Source organism: Acinetobacter legionensis (assembly GCF_048552295.1).
Lineage (GTDB): Bacteria > Pseudomonadota > Gammaproteobacteria > Pseudomonadales > Moraxellaceae > Acinetobacter.
On the sequence record NZ_JBIMCW010000001.1, the window covers coordinates 102,455 to 123,974 of the forward strand.

Annotated in this window: 21 protein-coding genes; 9 read left to right on the top strand and 12 right to left on the bottom strand. The window is 37.4% G+C overall.

Annotation, left to right across the window (positions count from 1 at the left end):
- Nucleotides 1-218: 218 nt before the first annotated feature.
- A complete protein-coding gene (locus ACG916_RS00435; protein ID WP_336951739.1) occupies nucleotides 219-1,049 on the bottom strand; it encodes an enoyl-CoA hydratase/isomerase family protein in 831 nt (276 codons plus the stop codon).
- Nucleotides 1,050-1,146: 97 nt separating this feature from the next.
- Here ACG916_RS00435 and ACG916_RS00440 point away from each other — a divergent pair, with 97 nt between their 5' ends.
- Nucleotides 1,147-1,557 carry a winged helix-turn-helix transcriptional regulator gene (locus ACG916_RS00440; RefSeq protein WP_419327176.1) on the top strand — a complete coding sequence of 137 codons (411 nt, stop codon included), beginning with the start codon at nucleotides 1,147-1,149 and terminating at the stop codon, nucleotides 1,555-1,557.
- Nucleotides 1,558-2,166: 609 nt separating this feature from the next.
- Here ACG916_RS00440 and ACG916_RS00445 read toward each other — a convergent pair.
- Together ACG916_RS00445 and ACG916_RS00450 are read right to left on the bottom strand one after the other, a co-directional pair.
- Nucleotides 2,167-2,613: an acyl-CoA thioesterase gene (locus ACG916_RS00445; protein ID WP_419327175.1), complete on the bottom strand. Its 447-nt coding sequence runs from the start codon at nucleotides 2,611-2,613 to the stop codon at nucleotides 2,167-2,169.
- Between the two features lie 89 nt (nucleotides 2,614-2,702).
- Nucleotides 2,703-4,103 carry a Do family serine endopeptidase gene (locus ACG916_RS00450; RefSeq protein ID WP_336951742.1) on the bottom strand — a complete coding sequence of 467 codons (1,401 nt, stop codon included), beginning with the start codon at nucleotides 4,101-4,103 and terminating at the stop codon, nucleotides 2,703-2,705.
- 225 nt (nucleotides 4,104-4,328) lie between these two features.
- On the opposite strand from ACG916_RS00450, the gene nadB reads away from it, so the two are divergent.
- Entirely contained in the window at nucleotides 4,329-5,972 is a 1,644-nt protein-coding gene (gene nadB, locus ACG916_RS00455; RefSeq protein WP_419327174.1) for an L-aspartate oxidase, read from the top strand.
- Between the two features lie 332 nt (nucleotides 5,973-6,304).
- Here the strand turns inward: nadB and ACG916_RS00460 are convergent, their stop codons facing one another.
- The 8 genes from ACG916_RS00460 to pabC all read right to left on the bottom strand — a co-directional run bounded on the left by ACG916_RS00460 (nucleotide 6,305) and on the right by pabC (nucleotide 13,287).
- Nucleotides 6,305-7,078, bottom strand: coding sequence for an AraC family transcriptional regulator (locus tag ACG916_RS00460; protein WP_336951744.1), 774 nt, complete (start codon nucleotides 7,076-7,078; stop codon nucleotides 6,305-6,307).
- An 18-nt stretch (nucleotides 7,079-7,096) separates the two neighbouring features.
- Nucleotides 7,097-7,477, bottom strand: a complete 381-nt coding sequence (locus ACG916_RS00465; protein ID WP_419327173.1) for a hypothetical protein — start codon at nucleotides 7,475-7,477, stop codon at nucleotides 7,097-7,099.
- 106 nt (nucleotides 7,478-7,583) lie between these two features.
- Nucleotides 7,584-8,465, bottom strand: a complete 882-nt coding sequence (locus ACG916_RS00470) for an arginase family protein (RefSeq protein WP_419327172.1) — start codon at nucleotides 8,463-8,465, stop codon at nucleotides 7,584-7,586.
- A 4-nt stretch (nucleotides 8,466-8,469) separates the two neighbouring features.
- A complete protein-coding gene (locus ACG916_RS00475; protein ID WP_419327171.1) occupies nucleotides 8,470-9,450 on the bottom strand; it encodes a hypothetical protein in 981 nt (326 codons plus the stop codon).
- Nucleotides 9,451-9,917: 467 nt separating this feature from the next.
- On the bottom strand, nucleotides 9,918-10,343 hold the full coding sequence (locus ACG916_RS00480) for a PaaI family thioesterase (RefSeq protein ID WP_336951748.1): 426 nt from the start codon (nucleotides 10,341-10,343) through the stop codon (nucleotides 9,918-9,920).
- Between the two features lie 459 nt (nucleotides 10,344-10,802).
- Nucleotides 10,803-11,402, bottom strand: a complete 600-nt coding sequence (tmk, locus tag ACG916_RS00485) for a dTMP kinase (protein ID WP_419327170.1) — start codon at nucleotides 11,400-11,402, stop codon at nucleotides 10,803-10,805.
- Between the two features lie 9 nt (nucleotides 11,403-11,411).
- Nucleotides 11,412-12,473: an endolytic transglycosylase MltG gene (gene mltG / locus ACG916_RS00490; protein WP_419327169.1), complete on the bottom strand. Its 1,062-nt coding sequence runs from the start codon at nucleotides 12,471-12,473 to the stop codon at nucleotides 11,412-11,414.
- Entirely contained in the window at nucleotides 12,466-13,287 is an 822-nt protein-coding gene (gene pabC / locus ACG916_RS00495) for an aminodeoxychorismate lyase (protein WP_419327168.1), read from the bottom strand. Before pabC ends, mltG begins: the two co-directional genes overlap by 8 nt.
- Before the next feature lie 163 nt (nucleotides 13,288-13,450).
- On the opposite strand from pabC, the gene ACG916_RS00500 reads away from it, so the two are divergent.
- The 7 genes from ACG916_RS00500 to ACG916_RS00530 all read left to right on the top strand — a co-directional run bounded on the left by ACG916_RS00500 (nucleotide 13,451) and on the right by ACG916_RS00530 (nucleotide 20,410).
- The gene (locus ACG916_RS00500) at nucleotides 13,451-14,461 is read left to right on the top strand and encodes a sulfate ABC transporter substrate-binding protein (protein WP_336951752.1); all 1,011 of its coding nucleotides are present in this window, start codon (nucleotides 13,451-13,453) and stop codon (nucleotides 14,459-14,461) included.
- Between the two features lie 43 nt (nucleotides 14,462-14,504).
- The gene (locus ACG916_RS00505; RefSeq protein WP_336951753.1) at nucleotides 14,505-15,110 is read left to right on the top strand and encodes an RBBP9/YdeN family alpha/beta hydrolase; all 606 of its coding nucleotides are present in this window, start codon (nucleotides 14,505-14,507) and stop codon (nucleotides 15,108-15,110) included.
- A gap of 80 nt (nucleotides 15,111-15,190) precedes the next feature.
- Entirely contained in the window at nucleotides 15,191-16,024 is an 834-nt protein-coding gene (gene cysT, locus ACG916_RS00510) for a sulfate ABC transporter permease subunit CysT (RefSeq protein ID WP_336951754.1), read from the top strand.
- Nucleotides 16,021-16,917: a sulfate ABC transporter permease subunit CysW gene (gene cysW / locus ACG916_RS00515; RefSeq protein WP_419327167.1), complete on the top strand. Its 897-nt coding sequence runs from the start codon at nucleotides 16,021-16,023 to the stop codon at nucleotides 16,915-16,917. The genes cysT and cysW overlap by 4 nt, the downstream gene beginning before the upstream one ends.
- A gap of 10 nt (nucleotides 16,918-16,927) precedes the next feature.
- Nucleotides 16,928-17,989 (top strand): sulfate/molybdate ABC transporter ATP-binding protein, encoded by a 1,062-nt coding sequence (locus tag ACG916_RS00520; protein ID WP_336951756.1) that lies wholly within the window; start codon nucleotides 16,928-16,930, stop codon nucleotides 17,987-17,989.
- A gap of 55 nt (nucleotides 17,990-18,044) precedes the next feature.
- Nucleotides 18,045-18,974 (top strand): CysB family HTH-type transcriptional regulator, encoded by a 930-nt coding sequence (locus tag ACG916_RS00525; RefSeq protein ID WP_004717184.1) that lies wholly within the window; start codon nucleotides 18,045-18,047, stop codon nucleotides 18,972-18,974.
- A 218-nt stretch (nucleotides 18,975-19,192) separates the two neighbouring features.
- A complete protein-coding gene (locus tag ACG916_RS00530) occupies nucleotides 19,193-20,410 on the top strand; it encodes an OmpP1/FadL family transporter (protein ID WP_336951757.1) in 1,218 nt (405 codons plus the stop codon).
- Between the two features lie 89 nt (nucleotides 20,411-20,499).
- Here the strand turns inward: ACG916_RS00530 and carO are convergent, their stop codons facing one another.
- Nucleotides 20,500-21,246 (bottom strand): ornithine uptake porin CarO, encoded by a 747-nt coding sequence (carO, locus tag ACG916_RS00535; RefSeq protein WP_336951758.1) that lies wholly within the window; start codon nucleotides 21,244-21,246, stop codon nucleotides 20,500-20,502.
- Nucleotides 21,247-21,520 lie beyond the last annotated feature (274 nt).

The window sequence follows — 21,520 nt, forward strand, 5'->3', positions numbered from 1 at the left end:
AAAGTACTTATGACGTGCAAAAAATGAAATATCTTAATTGCTGCACAGTATAAGCAGAACAGGGTCAAAAATATAGTGAGGCTTTGATAAATTCAGATACTATTAATTAAATAGTAAAAACCATCATTACAAAACAACTAAAATTATTTTCCCCATTTAGATTCATCCCAAAGCCACCAATAAGATGACACGTTGCAGATGAAGATAATACCTCCTAATTAAGATAGTTCGCGAAGTAGTTGCTCCAAATCATGTTCGCCAGTTTTTGTTTGAGCACCTCCCTGCAAACCGCCACGTATTCGTTTTTCAGCAGCAGGAAGCGCAAATAGACCTGCCCATTCCTGATGCTCTCGCAACAAACCCTCTCTCAAATCCGCTGGTTTAACGACTTTCTTTGCAGCGGAAATAACACCTTCTGGCAAAGCAGCAATATTGTTGGCTAGACGGCGAACAAATGCACCCAACTCGTTTGCAGCAAGTGCACGGTTCACCCACCCATATTTTTCTGCCAGCAGCGCATCAATGAGATCCGCTCCAAGTATTACTTCTAACGCACGTCCCCGCGTCATTCGCTGTGAAAGATATTGAGTGGCACCGCCACCGGGAATAATACCCATCAATGCCTCACATTGAGCGAGTCCTGCACGACCAATGGCGGCGAATGTCATATCCACTGCCGCCACGAATTCAGCACCACCACCCCGCGCCAGACCTTCGAGTTTGACAATTGTCACTTGCGGTTGTGCCCGAATCATCTCTCCCAAAGCCTGAAATGGGTTCAAGCCATCAGGAGCATTCTTGGCTATCTCATCGAAAGCATGCGGCTCATCAATCAGTGTCATGTCTACATGAGCTATAAAAAACTCTGGATCAGCACTTTGGAAAACGATTACGCGAGTTTGTGGATCATCACGCACCTGAGTGAGAAAACTTTGGATATCGCTCATCACAGCAACATCCAACACATTGACTGGCGGATTATTGATTGTAACAGTAGCCACACCACCATCATGCTCAATGTGAAGTGTAGAATAAGTGGAAATATTCATAATGTACCCTGATTTAGCTGTATATAGTCATGGTATCTTATGTATACTAGGTGTCAATTACGCACCTTAAGCATCCTAAGTATGTTGGAGCATACCAATGAACCTTGACCTAGATCCAGTCTACCGTGCCGACTGTCCTAGCCGCGCTATTCTCGATCAAATCGCAGACAAATGGTCAATGCTGGTCTTGATTGTCTTACATGAACCACGTCGCTTCAATGCCATTAAGCGTCGCCTCGATGGTATTACCCAGCGCGTATTGACACAGACACTTCGTAAGTTAGAGCGCAATGGTATGCTGACACGCACTGTCATAGACGGTAAAACCCTAGGTGTAGAATATGCTTTGACACCACTAGGTAAGTCACTCAAACTACCTTTTAACGCGCTCTACGACTGGACTGTAGAGAATATGGAAAGCATTCAGGCTTGCCAATCTCGCTATGATGAGTGTGATGATGTAATTGGCTCGAATTTCACGAAGGAGTCTCCCGTTACTCCAAAATAAAATACGTGGGAGATGGCTACAAACAGTGTCTGAGCTTGGCTTACTTAATTTATCCCGCTTTCCTTTAGACATTAAAAAACCACTCAAATTAAACTATTGATTATTATAAATTATCCTGAGATATGCATATAAAAAACCTACATATCTATAGACGTTTTTAGAATTATTGATTTGATAAACAACAATACTCAATACTTTTTAAATCAGATTCAATCAACAATCCCTTGCTAATCAGCATAATTCTAGAAACGATTGTGACATTATTTGGTTGATTAGGATTGATTTTCTTAAAATTATTATTAAATACTTTAACGAACCTAATTATACAAATTGAGATCAACTATTTTAAATTGACTATTGACTGCACCGAGTTGTAAAAATAGTTAATCTAATTCGCTTTAAGTTTTTAATTCAGAACAAAGTAAGAAATTTAATATTAAAAGTAAATAGATATTTACTCTGTAGTATGGCTATTTAATATTTCTACCAACAGTTTAGAACGCAAATATCGAAGCAGATTTATGCATGCCGATTTATTTAAGTTTTATAATTCTACTTCAATATATAATAGCAACTGATTAACTCTAAACTTTAAATTTTTTATTGTGTTTAAACTATCGAGCTTAAATCAAAAGGATCTACTTCAGGATCAACTGGTTGATAGGCTTGAATAAAAGTTGGAGACATCCGTTTTGGACGCCCTGAAGCGATTTCTATACATGCCCATTTGGTATTACCAGTAAAGAGTAAGCTAAGATCTTTAGCATTAAAAAAAGCGTATTGACGAAAAGAATAAAGTGCATTGATCTCATATAGCCAAGTTCTCAGAATAATATCATCATCCAACATCGCTGCTTTGCGATAATGAACATGATGTTCTACTGCAACCATTGCATGTTTCATTTCTAAGTATTGATCTAAGCCAACACCTAATGTTTCGATATGTGCAGAGGCAACATCCTGCATCCATTGTACATACACCACATTATTTACATGACCCAAGAGATCTATATGCTCTGGTTTTACTTTGATTTTTAAATCAAATACTGAACTCATCTCATCATTCCTTTTGCACTTTTAAATCATCCGCATAAGTTTGACATAAAAAAGCCACTCTTTGAGTGGCTGATTCTGATCAGTTGTATTTATTGAATACGTAATCCAATCATAGCATGTTGTCCTTCACGAACAATCGCTACACGTGCTACCGTATTTTTCTGTAGCTCAGACACTGCATCAACAAAATCATTTGGTGTATTTACTTTCTTGTTATTTACTTGTGTGATTACATCACCAGGTAAAATCCGTGACTGTGCAGCTAAGCCGCCTCTGGTCACATCTTGAATAAACACGCCACCTTTAACATTTAAACGATTCTTTTCTTGTTCAGTTAACGCACGAATCGCAACACCGATGATAGGTCCTTTATTTGGCTTAGCTGAAGTGTTAGTGTTATCAACTTTTGCAGGTGTATCATCAGGTGCAACGGTTAAAGTTGCTGTAATCACTCTCGGTTTATCATCGCGTAAAATTTCGAGCTTAACAGATTGATTTGGCTGAGTACGATTCAAATAGTTCAATAATTCTGAAGTACGTGAAATTGGTGATCCATTATATTTTAGGATCACATCGCCTGATTTAAAGCCCGCTTTTTCTGCAGGTGAATTTGGCGCAACTTGTGTAATCAGTGAACCTTCTGGTTTATCTAATTTATAGGCTTCAGCTAAGTTTCGATCGATATCTTGTAACATTACACCAAGATAAGAACGGGTAACCTTACCATTCTTTTTCAACTGATCAACAACATCCATTGCAACATCAATTGGAATAGAAAATGACAAGCCCATATAACCGCCAGTACCACTAAAGATACGTGAGTTTACACCGACAACCTGACCTTGTTGGTTAAATAATGGACCACCTGAGTTTCCTGGATTTAACGCGACATCAGTTTGGATAAATGGTACCGATGTTTCACCCATCATATTGCGTGACTTAGCACTGACTATCCCTGCTGATGCTGAATAATCAAAACCAAATGGTGATCCAATTGCAAGAACAGGTTGCCCTACTTTAAGTTGATCTACATTACCCACAGATAATGATGGGAAATTATTTCCTTCAACTTTAAGCAAAGCGACATCAGTACGTTCGTCACTACCCACCACTTTTGCATCAATTTCACGGCGATCGTTCAGCATAATTGTTACTTTAGATGCATCTTCAACCACATGGTGATTTGTCAGTAAATAACCATCTTTACTAATAAAGAATGCACTACCATACGCGGTCTTTTCTTGTGGCGCACGTTGTTGTGGAATAATGATTTGATTACCAAAGAAACGCTTTAAAATTTCAGGGACTTGCTGTTGTAACAACTCTTCCTGAGATAATTTTTTAACAACATTAACACTAACAACAGCTGGACTGACTTGTTCAACCAAGTTAGAAAAATCCACAGGCGTTGAAGCTTGAACTTGTGATGTTGCCGCAGCGACAGTAAATACTGCTGCATACATTCCTTTTTGCATTAGACCATTACTCATTTCTCACGAACCTGTATCTGATGATGATTGCTTAAAAATATTTGTAACATATTATTTAATATAAATACGTAAAAATATGTTTACATTTTTTTATAAAACAAGACTTTACTTAATTTTATCTTAAAAGCCTTAGAATATCTTATTTATACTAAAATCTGACACATGTGACTATTGTAATTTGTTAAAAAAAAGAGTGTTATTAGCAAACATTTTTCAAATTAGCTGATGGACATGTCTAATTTAAGCACAACTCATCAATTTGACGTGGTTATTGTAGGGAGCGGCGGTGCTGGCTTAAGTTTAGCCTTATCTTTGCCTGAAAACTTTAATATTGCTGTTTTAGCGAAATCGACCTTAACCGATGCAAGCACGTATTTTGCACAAGGTGGTGTTGCTGCTGTACTTGATGAAACAGATTCCATTCAACAGCATATTGATGACACTATGATTGCTGGCGCGCAGTTATGTGAGCTTGAAGCAGTTAAACATACGGTAGAGGGGGGGCGACCTTCTGTCGATTTCTTACTCCACCATGGTGTGCAGTTTACATTAGATCAGGATGAACAATTACATCTGACCCGTGAAGGTGGACATTCGCAACGTCGTATTATTCATTCAGCAGATGCAACAGGTAAGGCCATTTCGACAACACTGGTTCAAAGGGCTCAAGAAAAGAAAAATATTCATATTTTTGAAAATTATATTGCGATTGATTTAATCACCACACATAAATTAGGACATAAACAACAACCTAATCGTTCGGTTGGTCTGTATGCACTTGATGAAAGCAATGAAAAAGTTCATACCTTTTTAGCGCCCTTTACTGCCCTTGCTTGTGGTGGTGCAATGAAAGCTTATTTATACACATCAAATCCTGATATTGCCACAGGCGATGGTATAGCCATGGCATATCGTGCAGGTTGCCGTGTGGCAAATATGGAGTTTAATCAGTTCCATCCCACTTGTTTATATCATCCTCAAGCACGCTCATTTCTGATCACGGAAGCAATGCGTGGTGAAGGTGCATATTTACGTTTACCCGATGGTGAACGCTTCATGTTGCGCTTTGATGAACGTGCAGAGCTTGCTCCAAGAGATATTGTTGCACGCGCCATTGATTATGAAATCAAACGCTTAGGTATCCGTCATGTATGGTTAGATATCAGTCATAAACCTGCTGAATTTGTCAAAGAGCACTTTCCTACTTTATATGCACGCTTATTGGAACTTGGTATTGATATCACCAAGGATATGATCCCTGTTGTCCCAGCAGCGCACTATACTTGTGGTGGTGTGGTTGTCGATGAAAATAGCCAAACTGATTTAGCTGGTTTATATGCGATTGGTGAAACATCCTATACGGGTCTACATGGAGCTAACCGTATGGCGAGCAATTCACTACTTGAATGCTTTGTGTATGGTATGAGTGCTGCTAAAGACATTGAAGCAAAATTTAATCATCACTTTGACATACCCACTGTACCTGAATGGGATGCTTCACTATCGACCAATCCTGATGAAGATGTTGTCATTCTGCAAAACTGGGATGAACTGCGTCAAACCATGTGGAATTATGTCGGGATTGTAAGAACAACAAAACGTTTACAACGTGCATTGCATCGTATTGAAATGCTGAAGAAAGAAATTACAGAATATTATCAGGACTATCATGTCAGTAAGAACTTGATTGAGCTGCGTAATTTAGTCATGGTGTCAGAAATGATTGTTCGTTGTGCCATGCAACGTAAGGAATCACGAGGCCTGCATTATACGCTTGATTATCCAGAGCTTTCCCCTGAATTAAGAAAAACGGTATTAACACCGCCAAACTTTACTGTCGAAACACCCCTGGTAAATGAAGAAGTTTAAAACTCCTTGAAATCTTGAAAAATAGCCAGATGATTCTGGCTATTTTTATATGAGGATATTAGAGTTTATTACCCTTCCATACATGGTCTACATTCTGAATTAAAATTGAGCATGAAAGGTATACATCATAAAGCATGCACGTGAAGCGCGAGACTAGTTCAAAATTCATAAGGGATAGTGTATCTATTGCTAAAGAAATTATTTTTAATTTTTATCTCTGAAAAGTGAGGCATCATCTACATCTACGCAAATCAATTTAAAGCTTTCAATCTAACATGAGACATGTGCAAAATCTTTAATGCTATTAGGTCTTCTATTTGAGAATAAAAAAGTTATGTTTGCTGCATATAATTTCGAGGTGAAAGATGCATTATTTTCTTAAACATCATAATAAATGAGCTATCACTATCATAGCCTAATTTCATCGCAACCTGATGCACCGAATTCCCTTCAGTTAACCACTGTAATGCCAATACAACATGTAACTTTCTTCGCCATTGATTAATACTCATCCCTGTTGTTTGATGAAAAGTGCGTGTAAGGCTGCGTTCACTCATACAGCATAACTTTGCCCATTTAGCTAGGCTTTGATTTTGCTCAGGGTTCCTCAATAAGTTGTCAGTCATTTTCACTAAACGTAGATCTTGCGGGATCGGTAAAAAAAATGTTGGCTTTACAACCGATTGAATTTCGTCTAACAAACATTGATGTAAACGTAAGCCTTTTTCTGAAAGTACCTTCTCAGACAAGCTTTCAACTCTTTCCAATAGCGCATTAAGTAAATTTGTCACCTGTAACATAGTGCAAGTGAGTTCTGAGAAATGATCAAGTTGGGGATCAATAAATGCAACATAGCCAGAGGAGATACCATAACTACTGACTTTATGTGACACATTTGATGGAATCCATAAAGCATGTTGCGCTGGAACAACCCAAATTCCAGATGGTGTTTCCACAGTAATTAAGCCATTGATGGTCATCATTAATTGGCTTTTTATATGCTGATGTGACGCAAGTTCCCAATCAGGAACTTGCTGATGTATTTTTAATACAATAATTGCTTGGTCTATTTGATCTACAAAAAAAGCATCCACATTATCAAGCATGGTTTACCTATACATTTATCACTTTAAAACAGCGTTGATAACTTTCTGTGCTTGTTGTTGATTGTCTACGATAAACATCGGGTAACCTGTAAACTTAATAAAGTTATTGGCAAATTTTTGCGCCTCTAGTCGAATATTTTCATCAGGTTCAATATGAATCAATGCTTTCACATATTGGATTAAACTTTCACGTTTTGCTTTTACCCATGCTGCAACTTGCTTGCGTTCTTCATGATCATTTTTTTGTTCAGGAAAAGCGCCTTCACTGATAAAAACAAAAGTTTCTTTGCGACTCAATAATGATTCATAAATTGCAATTGTTTCATCAACTGAAACTGCATCTTCAGCTTGATAACTAATACGAACGATTGGAAAGTTTTCTAAATTTTGAATAAACATGATAATTACCTTAAATGAGAATAATTATCATTGTATAAATTTATACAGATTGCACATTACTAAATTCAGCCAATAAATACGGTATTCCAGCCAATTTTAAAAGAGTCTAATCTTTATTTTTTCCATAATAAATACGATGTGCTATATGAAAAGTTTCAGCATGTAATTTTGCTAAATCGTCTAAATTCTGATAGCCCCCTGCAAGTACAAACATGATCGGAATATTTTCACGTTTGGCTAGGTTAAACACCATTTCGTCTCTTTTTTGAATTAACTCTGTCGTAAACCATGCTGAACCATAAGGATCTGCTTGATGACAATCCATCCCCGCTTGATAAATAATAATATCTGCTTTCCACTCATTCGCTCGCTGAAATGCTTCATGCAATGCCATGGTATATTGAGCAAAACTTCCATGCTTGGTATGAATGTGACGACTTTCCGCTCGCTCATACGTGGGGTAGCCAAAAGCCAAACCGTAAATACTAAAATTATATAAATTATCCAATCTACGAGTAAAGTCAGCCGTTCCATCACCACCATGCTGATCGCAATCCAAAATAAAAATTCGCTTATTTGCATAATGTTGTGCAATTAGTGCCAAACCATTAAAAGTACAATATGAGCCACCATATTCATAATTTGCATGATGAAACCCTTGCGCAATATTGGCAGCAATTCCATGTTGGAGTGCCAGTTCAGTTGCCAACAATTGCCCAGCATTGATGGAGAGTACCGCATCTCTTAATTGTTCATTCCAAGGCTTAAAACCAGCAAAAGTTGCAAGTTTTGCTGGTTGCCCAGTTAAAAAAGCCTCGACATATTTAGGAGAATGTAAGGCTTTTAAAATCTCTGGTTCAATTTGTTGTGGTTCATGAAATTTATAATGATTAAATTGCTGTAGTTGCTCTGCGACTGCAACAAGTTTTTCCATGCTATTGGTATGTGTTTGAGCAAAATAGCGTGGAGAGAAACAAACATTTAACATAAAACTATCCGAGAATGAGTGCTCTCAATTGTGATTTTGCAACATCATTGAGTTGTTTTATAAGTGTTGTGTCCGGACTAAACAGTCCATTATTCACTTGTTGTTCAAAATGTGTCGTAAATGCCCTTTGTCGATTCTCAGGTGAAATGGCTAAAGTGGTTAATCGCAAGAACCAAAAACCTTGAATCTCTTTATAAGGAATAATATAACCTTTAAACTCTTGATTGGAGACTTTGTTTGCAATTTGTTCGATATCATAATCGACAGAAAATAAGGAACCAATCGGAATACGAATCCCATTCATCAATAAAGGTTGTAAATTTATACACGAATGATTATCTCCCATATTCATTTTTTCAATCAATAACGGACGATTTTGATCATCTACAAAAATATTAATTGAGCCTTGTCTTAACATGGAGCGATGGGCAATCTTTAAGAAAAATGCTTCTGCCATGGGACATGAGCCCACTTTAGGCTTGCCCTCTAGCGTCGGAATTTCAACATAACCTGTTTCATCTGCTGTTTTTGGTAAAATCACATCCTCCAACATAGCGCAAATAACATTACTTTCTTCTAATTGTGCTTGTTGCGATAAGCGTCTCAAGTTTGCTTGAATTGCAACTTCTTGTTCAACTAAGACTTTAAACTCATCATCTTTGGCTTCAGTAAGAAAATTTTGAATCGATTTATTTTGATCTAAGTTATGCCAATCATCGATCTCTAAACCATAAGCATTTTTTTGCTCAATGATTTTTTTTAACTTCTTAAAATCATAATCTTTAAATATTTTTAAATCAGTTGCTTCAACTTGATCACGCGGAAAATTAATGTACTCAGCCAATACTCGTGTAGCCTGCGTATAACCGCAACCACGGCGCTCAGTTTGATGTGAATAGTGTTCATTTAACATCTCCGTCAATTTATCTGATAAAGGAAAAACCCGTTCCTTAAACAAATCTACGACTTCATGACCTGATGACATATTCTTTATTCCATTCAATCTATATTAATATTTTTAAATCAACTATTTATTATGAATAAATTAGCATTATCCCTTGCACAACTCAATATATCACTCAAGTTGTAATTCCATCTATATCAATCAATACAATTGATTATTTATTATTCTTTTTGATACTCATGCTCACATTCATGATTTAAGTATCCATCAACGATCTTTCATCAATCAAAAATGGCCATATTGAGTGAATTAGACTTTTTATCGAAAGCCCCTTCTCCCTTTGGGAGAAGGCTAGAATAAGGGGATTGTATGATGATCTATGCTTTAAAAAAGAACGAACGTAAAAGTCTATTGTTAATGATGCTTGAACCAAAAATATAGATTGATGATCAAAACAAGCTAACCATCAGTAAAAATAGTGATCATTAAAAACCATCAGAAAACTGCTAGGGATTATAAAAAATCACCCAACAGGTATTTTAAAACCCCTAAATGATTTTTTTTTGTGGTGGAACAGAATAAGTTCCTGTCACATGAGCAACAGGATCATCCGAATCCAAAGAATAAATCCAGACCTCCCCCACAATTAAAGCTTTACCCACTTTCATCAATTTACACACGCCGCGAATATCAACACCACCTGTTGGTTTGCGTAAAAAATTAATATTCATATTGGTTGTGACCGTCAAACCCACTAAACCGATTTCACCCATAATCGCAACATACAGTGCAAAATCTGCTAGGGCCATCATGGTAGGGCCTGAAACAGTTCCACCTGGTCGTATATCTTGATCACTGACATGCCAAACCAATGAAGCTCCTTTTTCGGTTACTTCTTCAATTTCACAACGTTGTAAGCTAGGTGAAAAAAATTGCTGTAAGAATTCTACGATTTCAGCTTTCGAGCTTTTCATAATTAAAGTCTTTATATCCATGACCTAAAACAATATAAAGACTTTTTCGGTTCAAAACACTAGGGGCCGTTGACAATTCGTCTATGTTTACGACTATAAGTGTTTTTTAGGCAATACTAGGCACGAAATACGAAATTTAGTCATTCTAAATGATGAGAAACATCGTTTCGCAAGGTAACGAAGTAGTGACAAAAAACACTTAAGTCCCCCCACTGCGCCTTGCGCTGCAAACAAAGCAGTGCTTTGTTCTTGCTCAGGGTTGTGACTAAAATTATCTTAGTCTGCGTTATGAAACTCGAAAATAGTCTCGCTATTTTCTTCATGCTTTACGACGTATACGTCTCATGCTCAATTTTAGCCTCCAACGCAAGCCATTTATGAAATGCCAACAGCCCCTTTATCGTTCAAATCAATAGAATAAATTGCTCAACTGAACTTATTTAGAGGATTGATTGGCACTTATTTTAAATAACTCAACGCCTCAGCAAATACTTGCGCTGGTGCTTGAGTTGCATCTAAACGTTTCATTCGCTGAGAATCGCGAAGATGTATTTCAGAAAAACCACTACGTACCGATTCAAAAAACACCACTTTTTCTTGTTCAAAGCGGTCTAAGGCACCGCGTGCACGTGCACGGTTCATTCCCAATTCAATTGGTGCATCCAACCAAAAAGTAATATCTGGCATTTTAGAAACAAAATTTTCATTGAGCAGTTGTAACTTATCTCGGCTTAACCCGCGACCAGCACATTGATAAGCAAAGCTTGAATCGACAAACCGGTCACACAGTACAATTTTACCCTCTGCCAATGCAGGTAAAATCACAGTTGCCAAATGTTGTGCTCGTGCTGCATACATCAGCAATAACTCAGTGTCATTACTCATCTGTTCTTCATGATTGACAGACAGCAATAATGAACGAATTTGTTCAGCTAAGGGCGTACCACCAGGCTCACGTGTTAAAACAACCTGTTGACCTTGTTGTTGAAAGTAATCAAATAACTTTTGAATGAGCGTGGTTTTTCCTACACCTTCAGTACCTTCAAAACTTATAAACATGCTCATTCCTTAATTCTTAGACCGCATAACTTGAATATATTCTTGCACTGCGCGATTATGATCATTCAGATTGGCTGTAAATTTGTGCCCACCATTACCTGTGGCAACAAAGTAAATGTTTTCAGAGTGATCTGGATGCATCGTCGCTTCAATGGCTTTTTTACTAGGTAAAGCAATCGGTGTAGGCGGTAAACCATTGATCGTATATGTATTATAAGCAGTCGGTGTACGTAAATCCTGCTTAGAAATTTTACCCGTATATTTATCACCCATCCCATAAATCACGGTAGGATCGGTTTGTAAACGCATGCCCAGTTTTAAACGACGATAGAACACACCTGAAACCTGAGGTAACTCGCTGTCTACACTAGTTTCTTTTTCAATAATCGATGCCATGATTAAGGCTTCATATTTATTTTTATAAGGTAAGTCTGGCGCGCGTTTTTCCCAAGCTTCATCTAAAATTTTCATTTGACGTTGGTAAAGATCAGTCAAGATTTGCTTATCCGTTGCACCTTTATCAAAGAAATAAGTATCAGGTGCAAATAAACCTTCTGGGTGATCATAAGGAATATCTAAAGCTTTCAGCATTTCACTACGGGGAAGTTGGATCACTGATTTTTCAACCAATGGATCTTTTTGCAATGACTGAATTAATTGCTTGGTTGTTGTTCCCTCAATCACTAAAAGTCGGCTCATCTGAGCATTTTCAATATTAGAAACCATTTCTAATACTTGACGTACATTCATCCCTTTGGTCACTTCATACACACCAGCTTTCATGGTGTCATGGATGAAAATCTTACGATAGAGCTTAAGAATAATCGGAAAACTGACCTTATCCTCTTTGGCCAATTGATCAATAAAACCGGTATAGGTTTCACCATTTGAAATAGACAGCTTTTGTTTTTGACCTGTCACTGGATATTCTTTAAAAATACTATTTTTTAAAATAATTGCAGTTATGAGAAAAAAAATAACCAGAACGATTGCAATGCCTTTATAAATGTTATTGCTCACTTGGGCTTGAGTTTTCTTTTTAGACTTTGGCTTAGGTTTGGTTTTAGACATGAGAATTAAACTGACTTAAATTTAAAGTATTAAATAACTCAACACAGGATTGAGTGTCTAGATATTGATGATTCAACGTTTCGACTGCTTTCATTGGACTGAGTGCATTGCAAAAGAATAGGCTTTGAAAATGTTGAATTTCATCCATATCGATAAAACGCTGTTCACAATTGACGCCATAATGTTGCATCCGTGACAAAATTTCGGCTCGCATCACACCATGTACACCATTATAACGAAGTTCAGGCGTAATCCATCTATTGTTTATTCGAATAAAACAATTACTGCTCACACCTTCAACAACTGAACCTTGTACATCTGTAACTAATGCTTCTAACCAGCCTTTTGCTTGAGCTTCTTTTTTGAGTAGTACCTGTTCTAAACGATTTAAGGTTTTTAGTCCCACCAAATTTGGCATCAATAAGCCAATCGCCTGATCTAATACACCACTTTGAATTAATTCAGGCTGAAAGCACGCAGTTGTTTTTGGATAATAGACCACATAAAGGTCTGCTTCATGCTCGGGCATTGCATAACCACGGTCACCATCTCCCCGACTAATAATCACTTTCAATGTTCCATTCAATATTCCATTTTTTTGTCTTAAACCTTGTAGGGTGTGATCCAACAATTCGAAATTCACATCTAAAAACAAACGTTCAGCCGCTAGCTTCAATCGAGCACGATGTAAAAGTTCCAACTCCATAACATCTTGATGTAATCGGACTGTAGTAAAACAACCATCTCCATAATGAAATGCTCGGTCTAAAAGTGAAATAGAATCAACAAATTGAGCATTTTTAAAACAGATCATTAAGCAGTTTCCTATGACTTTGCACGAATACTATAAGCAATATAAGTATTTTCTTTTTCTTTTTTATTCATATAAAATTCGTTTTTTATTATTTTTTATGGATAAAGACTAGCGTTATGCTCACTCCATCTTACCGAACTTCAGAATTAAATGGGGCAAAAAAATGCAGTTCTCTAAACTTAAATTCGCTGTAGCAGCAGCACTAATTTCAACCACATCTTTCAGCGTTGCTGCAAAAGATTTTTTAAATGTCTCTTATGATCCTACACGAGAATTGTACGATAATTTTAACAAGCAATTTGCAACATTTTGGAAATCTAAAACGGGCCAAGACATCCAATTTAAACAATCACATGGTGGTTCTGGCAAACAAGCCCGTGCTGTAATTGATGGTTTGCAAGCAGATGTTGTGACTTTAGCATTGGCCGCAGATATTGATGCAATTGCGCAAAATACAAATTTATTGCCAAAAGACTGGCAAAAGAAATTCCCACAAAACTCTACACCTTACACATCAACAATCGTTTTCCTCGTCCGTAAAGGTAACCCGAAAGGCATCAAAGACTGGGGTGATTTGGTAAAACCAGGTGTAGAAATTGTAACACCAAACCCTAAAACTTCAGGTGGTGCACGCTGGAACTATTTGGCAGCATGGGCTTGGGCAAAACATAAATATGGTTCAGACGCGAAAGCACAAGAGTTTGTACGTCAAATTTATAAACAAACTAAAGTACTTGATTCTGGTGCACGTGGTTCTACTACAACATTTGCAGAACGCGGTATTGGTGATGTGTTATTAGCTTGGGAAAATGAAGCGTATTTATCTACACGTGAACAACCGGGTAAATTTGAAATCATTACCCCATCACTATCGATCTTAGCAGAACCCCCTGTCGCGATTGTTGAAAAGAATGCTGAAAAAGACGGTAACTTAAACTTAGCGAAAGCATATTTAAACTATCTGTATTCACCTGCTGGTCAAGACATTGCAGCGAAAAACTTCTATCGTCCGCGTAATGCAGCAATTTTACAAAAGTATGCGACAACCTTCAAACCGTTAAAATTGGTAACAATTGACAAAGAGTTTGGCGGTTGGACTAAAGTTCAAAAGCAACATTTTGAAAATAATGGTGTTTTTGATCAAATCGTAAAAGCCAATGCAAGCAGCAAATAACTGTTTAAAATAAACTTAAACGAAAGGAAACAGGAGCATAGACTTGATTCATACAATTATTGTTCCAGGCGTTGGTGGTAGTGATTACGATCACTGGCAATCTAAATTACAACGTGAACTCATGTCTTGCTCGCGCGTACAACAACAAGATTGGAACTTACCTATTCTGAAGGACTGGATTGCCCAATTTGTTGCGACTGTCGTCAATTCTGAACAACCTGTTCAAATTGTTGCACATAGTTTCGGATGTTTAACCACGGTTGCTGCTTTGGCTCAACATCCTGAAATTGTAGCTAAAGTAAGAAAAATTATTTTAGTTGCACCAGCTAATCCAGCACGTTTTGGTGAGGCTGGTTTTGCTCGAAACAGTATGGGTGACTATGAAGCTTATTTTCATGAATTGAAAATAACTGTGCCTGCTGAAATGATTATTTCTGAAAATGATCCTTGGTTGAATTTTGAGGATGCACAAAAGCTAGCAAAAGCATGGAAAATTAGACCTCGAAATTTAGGTCAAGTTGGGCATATCAATGTTGCATCAGGCTTTGGGCACTTTCCTGAAATTTATGATCATTTGATTTTTAATCAGCAAAACTTCTTTATCAGTAATACTGATGACAACAAGTTGTTATTTAAATTTGCAATTTAATCATTGCCTTTTAAGCTTGCAAAATCGTTTTAAATTTGCTTATTGATTTCAATAAGCTTTCTCTCTTTTGAGGAGTCATCATGTCGCAGCGATCCCGAGTGCTGCCAGGTTTTGGTCTTTCACTAGGCTTCACCCTAGCGTATCTATCATTAATCGTACTGATACCACTGTCTGCTGTATTCATAAAATCATTAGGCGTAGGTTGGGATGGTTTGTGGGAAATCTTGAGCTCTGAACGTATTTTAAAATCATTACAGCTCAGTTTTACCACCGCCCTCATTGCAGCCTTAATCAATGTCATTTTCGGATTTTTATTGGCTTGGTGCTTAGTCCGTTATTCATTTCCTGGTAAACGTATAGTCGATGCATTGGTGGACTTACCCTTTGCATTACCTACAGCGGTCGCAGGTATTGCATTAACCTCTTTATATGCATCAACAGGTTGGATTGGTCATTTGCTTGAGCCTTTAGGGATTAAAATTGCCTATACCTCACTGGGTATTACGCTTGCTTTAATTTTTATTGGTATTCCTTTTGTGGTTCGTACAGTCCAGCCTGTTTTAAGTGATCTTGAAACTGAGCTAGAAGAAGCCGCTTCGGCATTGGGTGCAAACCGTTTTCAGATCGTAACAAGAATCATTTTACCGATTTTGTTTCCTGCATTACTGACTGGCTTTGCGTTGGCATTTGCTCGTGGTGTGGGTGAATATGGTTCGGTAATCTTTATTGCGGGAAATATTCCTTACGAAACTGAAATTGCTCCGTTAATGATCATTACGCGCCTTGAAGAATATGATTATGCAGGTGCAACGACAATTGCAGTTGTGATGCTGGTGATTTCTTTCTTTATCTTGTTCCTGATTAACTTGATACAGGCTTGGGCTAGTCGCCGTACAGGGAGAACAGCACGATGAGCTTAAATACCAATAGCAATGCTTTGGCAGAAAAATTGCAATCTCGTGATGCGACACGTGAACCGGCATGGGTACGTAATACCTTACTGATTATTGGTCTGATTTTCTTTTTAGGCTGCTTAATTCTACCGTTGGTGCTTATTTTTGTTGAAGCATTTAAACAAGGGGTTCAAGTCTACTTTGCCTCACTAGTTGACCCTTATACTTTGTCTGCAGTCAAACTCACATTATTGACTGCAGCCATTGCAGTACCTTTGAATGTGATTTTTGGTGTTACAGCAGCATGGTGTGTCGCCAAGTTTAATTTCCGTGGAAAATCATTCTTAACCACCATTATTGATACACCATTTTCAGTCTCACCCGTCATTGCTGGTTTAATGTTGGTTTTAATCTTTGGTTCACAAGGTTGGATTGGATCATGGTTAATTGAACATGATATTAAAATCCTCTATGCAACACCGGCCATTATCCTTGCCACTGTATTTATTACTGTTCCTTTTGTGGCACGTGAATTGATTCCATTGATGGAAGCACAAGGTACGGAAGAAGAAGAAGCTGCGATTGTACTCGGAGCTTCTGGTTGGCAAACCTTTTGGAAAATCACCATTCCAAATATCAAATGGGGTCTTATTTATGGCGTGATTTTGTGTAATGCACGTGCCATGGGTGAATTCGGTGCAGTATCTGTGGTTTCAGGACATATTCGTGGCGAAACCAATACCTTACCGTTGCATATTGAAATTTTATATAACGAACCAAATTCGATTAGTGCTGCTTTTGCGGTCTCAACACTGTTAGCATTCTTAGCCATTTTTACCCTGATTTTAAAAACATGGGTTGAATATCGCCAAGAAAAACAAGATCGAGAAAGTAAAGAATCAACTGTTTCTTAAGGAATTGCACATGAGTATTCAAGTTAAAAATATTGAAAAAAACTTCGGTGCATTCCATGCACTTAAAAACATCTCTTTAGATTTTCCAGAAGGTCAGCTGGTTGCGCTACTTGGCCCTTCTGGTTGTGGTAAAACGACACTACTGCGTATCATTGCTGGTTTAGAATCTACCGATAAAGGGCAAGTCATTCTTGAAGGTACAGATGCGACTAATATTCACGTACGCGAACGACAAGTAGGTTTTGTTTTTCAGCATTACGCATTGTTCCGTCATATGACCGTCTATGACAATGTTGCATTTGGTTTACGTGTTCGTCCAAAAGCAACTCGACCAAATGAAACTGAAATAAAAAAGCGCGTTACCCGTTTACTAGATTTGGTACAGCTCGGTTTCTTAGCAGATCGTTATCCAGCGCAATTGTCTGGCGGTCAACGTCAACGTATTGCATTGGCACGCGCATTGGCTGTTGAACCTCGGGTATTACTCTTAGATGAACCGTTTGGTGCACTGGATGCCAAAGTACGTAAAGAATTACGCCGTTGGTTACGTACTTTACATGATGAATTACATATCACTTCAATCTTTGTTACCCATGATCAAGAAGAAGCCTTAGAAGTTGCTGATCAAATCGTGGTAATGAACAAAGGTGATATTGAACAAATTGGTTCACCGCGTGAAGTTTATGAAAAGCCTGCAACACCTTTTGTATTTGACTTTTTAGGTCAAGCAAACCGTTTTGAAGGTGAAAACCATCAAGGCATCATTCAAATTGGTGAAGATCGCATCCATCTGCCTTCGGCTACACAAACCGCCAATGGTAAAGTGATTGCCTTTGCCCGACCAAATGAATTGAAAATTCATACGCAACCGACTGAAAATACAATTCAAGCAATTTTCTTACGTGAGTTGTGGATTGCGGGTAAAGTTATGGCAGAGTTACAAGATCGTCAAGGACAACTGATTGAAATTGCTTTAAATCCTGATGAAGCAAAATTACATCAATATCGACCAAATCAAACAGTTTGGGTAAGTGCATCTACACTTCACCTATTTGAAAATCAAGTCGCATAATCGACGACAGGATGAATATTACTCCTATTCATCCACATTTGAGGTATCGAACATCATGAACTTTCAACAATTACGAATTATTCGAGAAACAGTTCGTCAAAATTACAATTTAACTGAAGCATCTGCTGCACTTTATACCTCGCAATCAGGTGTAAGTAAGCATATTAAAGATTTAGAAGATGAATTGGGTGTACAACTTTTTGTTCGTAAAGGTAAACGGTTATTAGGTTTAACTGAACCTGGTCAAGCCCTACTGAGTATTGTTGAACGCATGCTCATTGATGCTGACAATATTAAACGTCTTGCAGACGATTTTAATAAAGTTGATGAAGGTACACTCACCATCGCAACAACACATACACAAGCACGTTATGTGTTACCACCGATCGTGAATTTATTTAAAAAAGCATTTCCAAAAGTTCATTTGATTTTGCAACAAGCCAGTCCTGTGGAAATATCTGAAATGTTATTGCTTGGTTTGGCTGATATCGGTATTGCAACTGAATCACTGACCACTGAAGATAATTTGGGCAGTGTATCTTTCTATAACTGGAAACACAGCATCATTACGCCACAAGATCACCCATTGACTAAGCTTAATCCCAAAGAGATTACCTTAGAAAAATTGGCTGAATTTCCAATTATTACTTATCACGGGGGTTTTACTGGACGTTCTAAAATTGATAAAGCCTTTGAAGATGCCAATTTAGATGTAGACATTGTGATGTCAGCACTGGATGCCGATGTGATCAAAACCTATGTTGAACTGGGAATGGGTGTCGGTATCGTCAATGATGTCGCTTATGACACAGAACGAGATAAGCGTCTAAAACAAATCGATACTGATATTTTTGGTTTAAATACGACATGGATTGCAGTTCGGAAAGGGCATCTACTCCGTGGCTATGGCTATGAGTTTATTTCGCTCTGCTCTCCAGAAGCTGATATCAAAGCATTGAAAAAAATTGCGTATCCTGATGATTAAACTTTGAAATCAATCATCAAGAAAGAAACCATCAAAGAGTCATGATGATTAATGATAGAGAGCTACGGCTCTCTTTTTTATCATTTAAAAATAAAACACAAACTCTTAAGAATAATTAATCTATTTGATTTTATTTAATATTTTATTATGAGCATGCTTTTTTAGTATAAAATTTAGTCTTATCTTAATCACTGATCAATTTATTTTTGGGGGAATGAATGAATTCGATTGCTTGGGGCTTAACCCTTGGAAGTTTTGTTCCTCTTTTTAGCCATGCAGCAGGTATGGAGAAATCTGACCAGTCTATCCTTGCTTTTTTAGAACCACGTCATTATGTAGAGTTGTCTTATGCAGAGCTCTATGCAGATGTTTCAGGACAACTACCCCAACATGAGCAATTCAAACAACTCGGCATTCAAGATTTTTCAACAGGCAACCTTGTTAACAATTACCACTTTGTCAAAGCTGCCGCAAAACTACAAATTGCCTCGCAACTTTCATTTGGACTGATTTATGATCAGCCTTATGGTGTTGATCTCAGTTATGAATATCGCCCACAGAGCTTTGCTGGAAAGCAACTTTTAGAGTCGGGTCAATTTAAGTTTAAAAGCCAAAACCTTTCAATGTTATTGGGTTATCAACCTAGTGCGAATTGGAATATATATACTGGTGGCATTTATCAACAGTTTGAGGGTGAACTCAAAGTCTTTGGAGCAAACTATTCAGCGATGAGTGGTTATCATGCAGAGCTAAAACAAAGTTCAGGTCATGGTTGGCTTGCAGGTCTAAGCTACCAAATTCCAGAGTATGCAGTAAAAACTGCGATTACCTATCGTTCCAAAATCAATCATCAATCGGCAATCAATGAGGATGTTGCAGAGCAAGCTTTAAGTATTCTTCCCTTCGCGAAAACGCAAATCACCACACCTCAATCCATCAATTTGGATCTTCAGACTGGTTTAACACCATCGAATATTCTTTATGGTAATTTGAGGTGGGTCAATTGGAAAGATTTTGAAATTCAACCTAGACAATTTGGTGCAGTGGTTAATATTGCTGCAGAACAATATCCCGAGCTAATCAAACCTTTTAATTTGATTGATTACAACAAAAATCAATGGTCTGCAAAGCTTGGGCTTGCACATATATTTTCACAACAATGGATTGCCACTACGGATATTTCATGGGATTCAGGCACTGCGAATCCCGCTGGAACCTTAAATCCTTCTGATGGCTTTTATGCTTTAGGTTTGGGTGCTTTATATAACATCAATCCGCAGAGCTTTATTTCTTATGGTGTTAAATATTTTAAATTCAATAAAGCAAAAGTTAGCGACTTAGATGCCAATACTTCGATTATTCAAAACTCAACTTTATCTGAAGTGGCTCATAATGATGCTTTTGCCCATGGAATTCGACTTGGCTATCGCTTTTGATTCATCTGAAAATCCAGTTATAAAAAATACCCAGTTCAAAATAAAAAAACGAGCCGAAGCTCGTTTTTTATTACATGATCAACAATCAATTACCAATGGTAGCTTACGCCCACTTTACCAACTGGTAACCATTTATATTTGTCATCATTACGGATTTTATCCGCTTCTGCTCTAGTTGCTTGACCTAGAGTACGACCATCATCACCAATTAATCCAGGGTTACTAGAAACCAGTTCCACTGTTGGATTACCTGTGTAGTAAGCACCTACTTCACCAAATACACCGAAATTCTTATTAATTTTCGGAGCAATACCGAAGCCTACATATGGGGCAATGTCATTATCGTATTTCTGGTTACCTTTGATTGATACATTATCATTTAAACCAGCATTAAAGCGTGACCCATCAACTTTAAATGATGCATTACGACCAATATTACGATTTACATCATAATCATTGTCAATATAAGCTACACCAGCAGCGACATATAGACCTTGTGCCCAAGTATTTTGGCTTGCACCCCAAGGACGAATCTCAGCGTTTAAATACGCTAATTTGTTGTCCATGTCTAAGTCATATTTAGATCCATTGATTTTTAAATCATCAGACCAAGAAATATCACCACCGTTATAACCCAGTGCTAAACCAACATAAGGGTTAGCAGTCCAAAGTAAAGCACCACCGTAACCAGTTGTACCGACTTCAAGACGAGCACCTGTAGGAATTAATTGGTTTGCTTCAAATGCATAACCTTGGTCAACAACAGAACCATCTGCCATTGCTAGACCAGAAGCAGATAACGCAGCTGTAACAGCCAATAATTTTAACACTTTCATTTATGTCTCCTCAAAAAATAGAGTTTGTTCTTTAATCATTAATGTGTTGGACTCAGGACGATCATATGTGATTCTCTGCTCACAATTAATAGATAAATTGATTGCTTTTTGTTATTTTTTGATACAAATAGATATTAATTGTTGTTTTTAAAGAGAATAAGTTAAATAAAAACTTAACAATTCGCTCTTTTGGTTATTTTATTTTAAATTATAAGATTAGTTTTTTCGATTGAAACTAGATTTTATATCTAAACTGAGTCCAATTTGGTGTAGA

Excerpts from the sequence above, each read along its gene's own strand:
- ACG916_RS00465 (WP_419327173.1), bottom strand. The coding sequence starts at position 7,477 with ATGTTTATTCAAAATTTAGAAAACTTTCCAATCGTTCGTATTAGTTAT.
- carO (WP_336951758.1), bottom strand. The coding sequence starts at position 21,246 with ATGAAAGTGTTAAAATTATTGGCTGTTACAGCTGCGTTATCTGCTTCT.
- ACG916_RS00480 (WP_336951748.1), bottom strand. The coding sequence starts at position 10,343 with ATGAAAAGCTCGAAAGCTGAAATCGTAGAATTCTTACAGCAATTTTTT.
- nadB (WP_419327174.1), top strand. The coding sequence starts at position 4,329 with ATGGACATGTCTAATTTAAGCACAACTCATCAATTTGACGTGGTTATT.
- ACG916_RS00450 (WP_336951742.1), bottom strand. The coding sequence starts at position 4,103 with ATGAGTAATGGTCTAATGCAAAAAGGAATGTATGCAGCAGTATTTACT.
- ACG916_RS00435 (WP_336951739.1), bottom strand. The coding sequence starts at position 1,049 with ATGAATATTTCCACTTATTCTACACTTCACATTGAGCATGATGGTGGT.
- ACG916_RS00470 (WP_419327172.1), bottom strand. The coding sequence starts at position 8,465 with ATGTTAAATGTTTGTTTCTCTCCACGCTATTTTGCTCAAACACATACC.
- ACG916_RS00445 (WP_419327175.1), bottom strand. The coding sequence starts at position 2,613 with ATGAGTTCAGTATTTGATTTAAAAATCAAAGTAAAACCAGAGCATATA.
- ACG916_RS00460 (WP_336951744.1), bottom strand. The coding sequence starts at position 7,078 with ATGCTTGATAATGTGGATGCTTTTTTTGTAGATCAAATAGACCAAGCA.
- pabC (WP_419327168.1), bottom strand. The coding sequence starts at position 13,287 with ATGATCTGTTTTAAAAATGCTCAATTTGTTGATTCTATTTCACTTTTA.
- tmk (WP_419327170.1), bottom strand. The coding sequence starts at position 11,402 with ATGTTTATAAGTTTTGAAGGTACTGAAGGTGTAGGAAAAACCACGCTC.
- ACG916_RS00500 (WP_336951752.1), top strand. The coding sequence starts at position 13,451 with ATGCAGTTCTCTAAACTTAAATTCGCTGTAGCAGCAGCACTAATTTCA.
- ACG916_RS00475 (WP_419327171.1), bottom strand. The coding sequence starts at position 9,450 with ATGTCATCAGGTCATGAAGTCGTAGATTTGTTTAAGGAACGGGTTTTT.
- cysT (WP_336951754.1), top strand. The coding sequence starts at position 15,191 with ATGTCGCAGCGATCCCGAGTGCTGCCAGGTTTTGGTCTTTCACTAGGC.
- ACG916_RS00440 (WP_419327176.1), top strand. The coding sequence starts at position 1,147 with ATGAACCTTGACCTAGATCCAGTCTACCGTGCCGACTGTCCTAGCCGC.
- ACG916_RS00525 (WP_004717184.1), top strand. The coding sequence starts at position 18,045 with ATGAACTTTCAACAATTACGAATTATTCGAGAAACAGTTCGTCAAAAT.
- mltG (WP_419327169.1), bottom strand. The coding sequence starts at position 12,473 with ATGTCTAAAACCAAACCTAAGCCAAAGTCTAAAAAGAAAACTCAAGCC.
- ACG916_RS00530 (WP_336951757.1), top strand. The coding sequence starts at position 19,193 with ATGAATTCGATTGCTTGGGGCTTAACCCTTGGAAGTTTTGTTCCTCTT.
- ACG916_RS00520 (WP_336951756.1), top strand. The coding sequence starts at position 16,928 with ATGAGTATTCAAGTTAAAAATATTGAAAAAAACTTCGGTGCATTCCAT.
- cysW (WP_419327167.1), top strand. The coding sequence starts at position 16,021 with ATGAGCTTAAATACCAATAGCAATGCTTTGGCAGAAAAATTGCAATCT.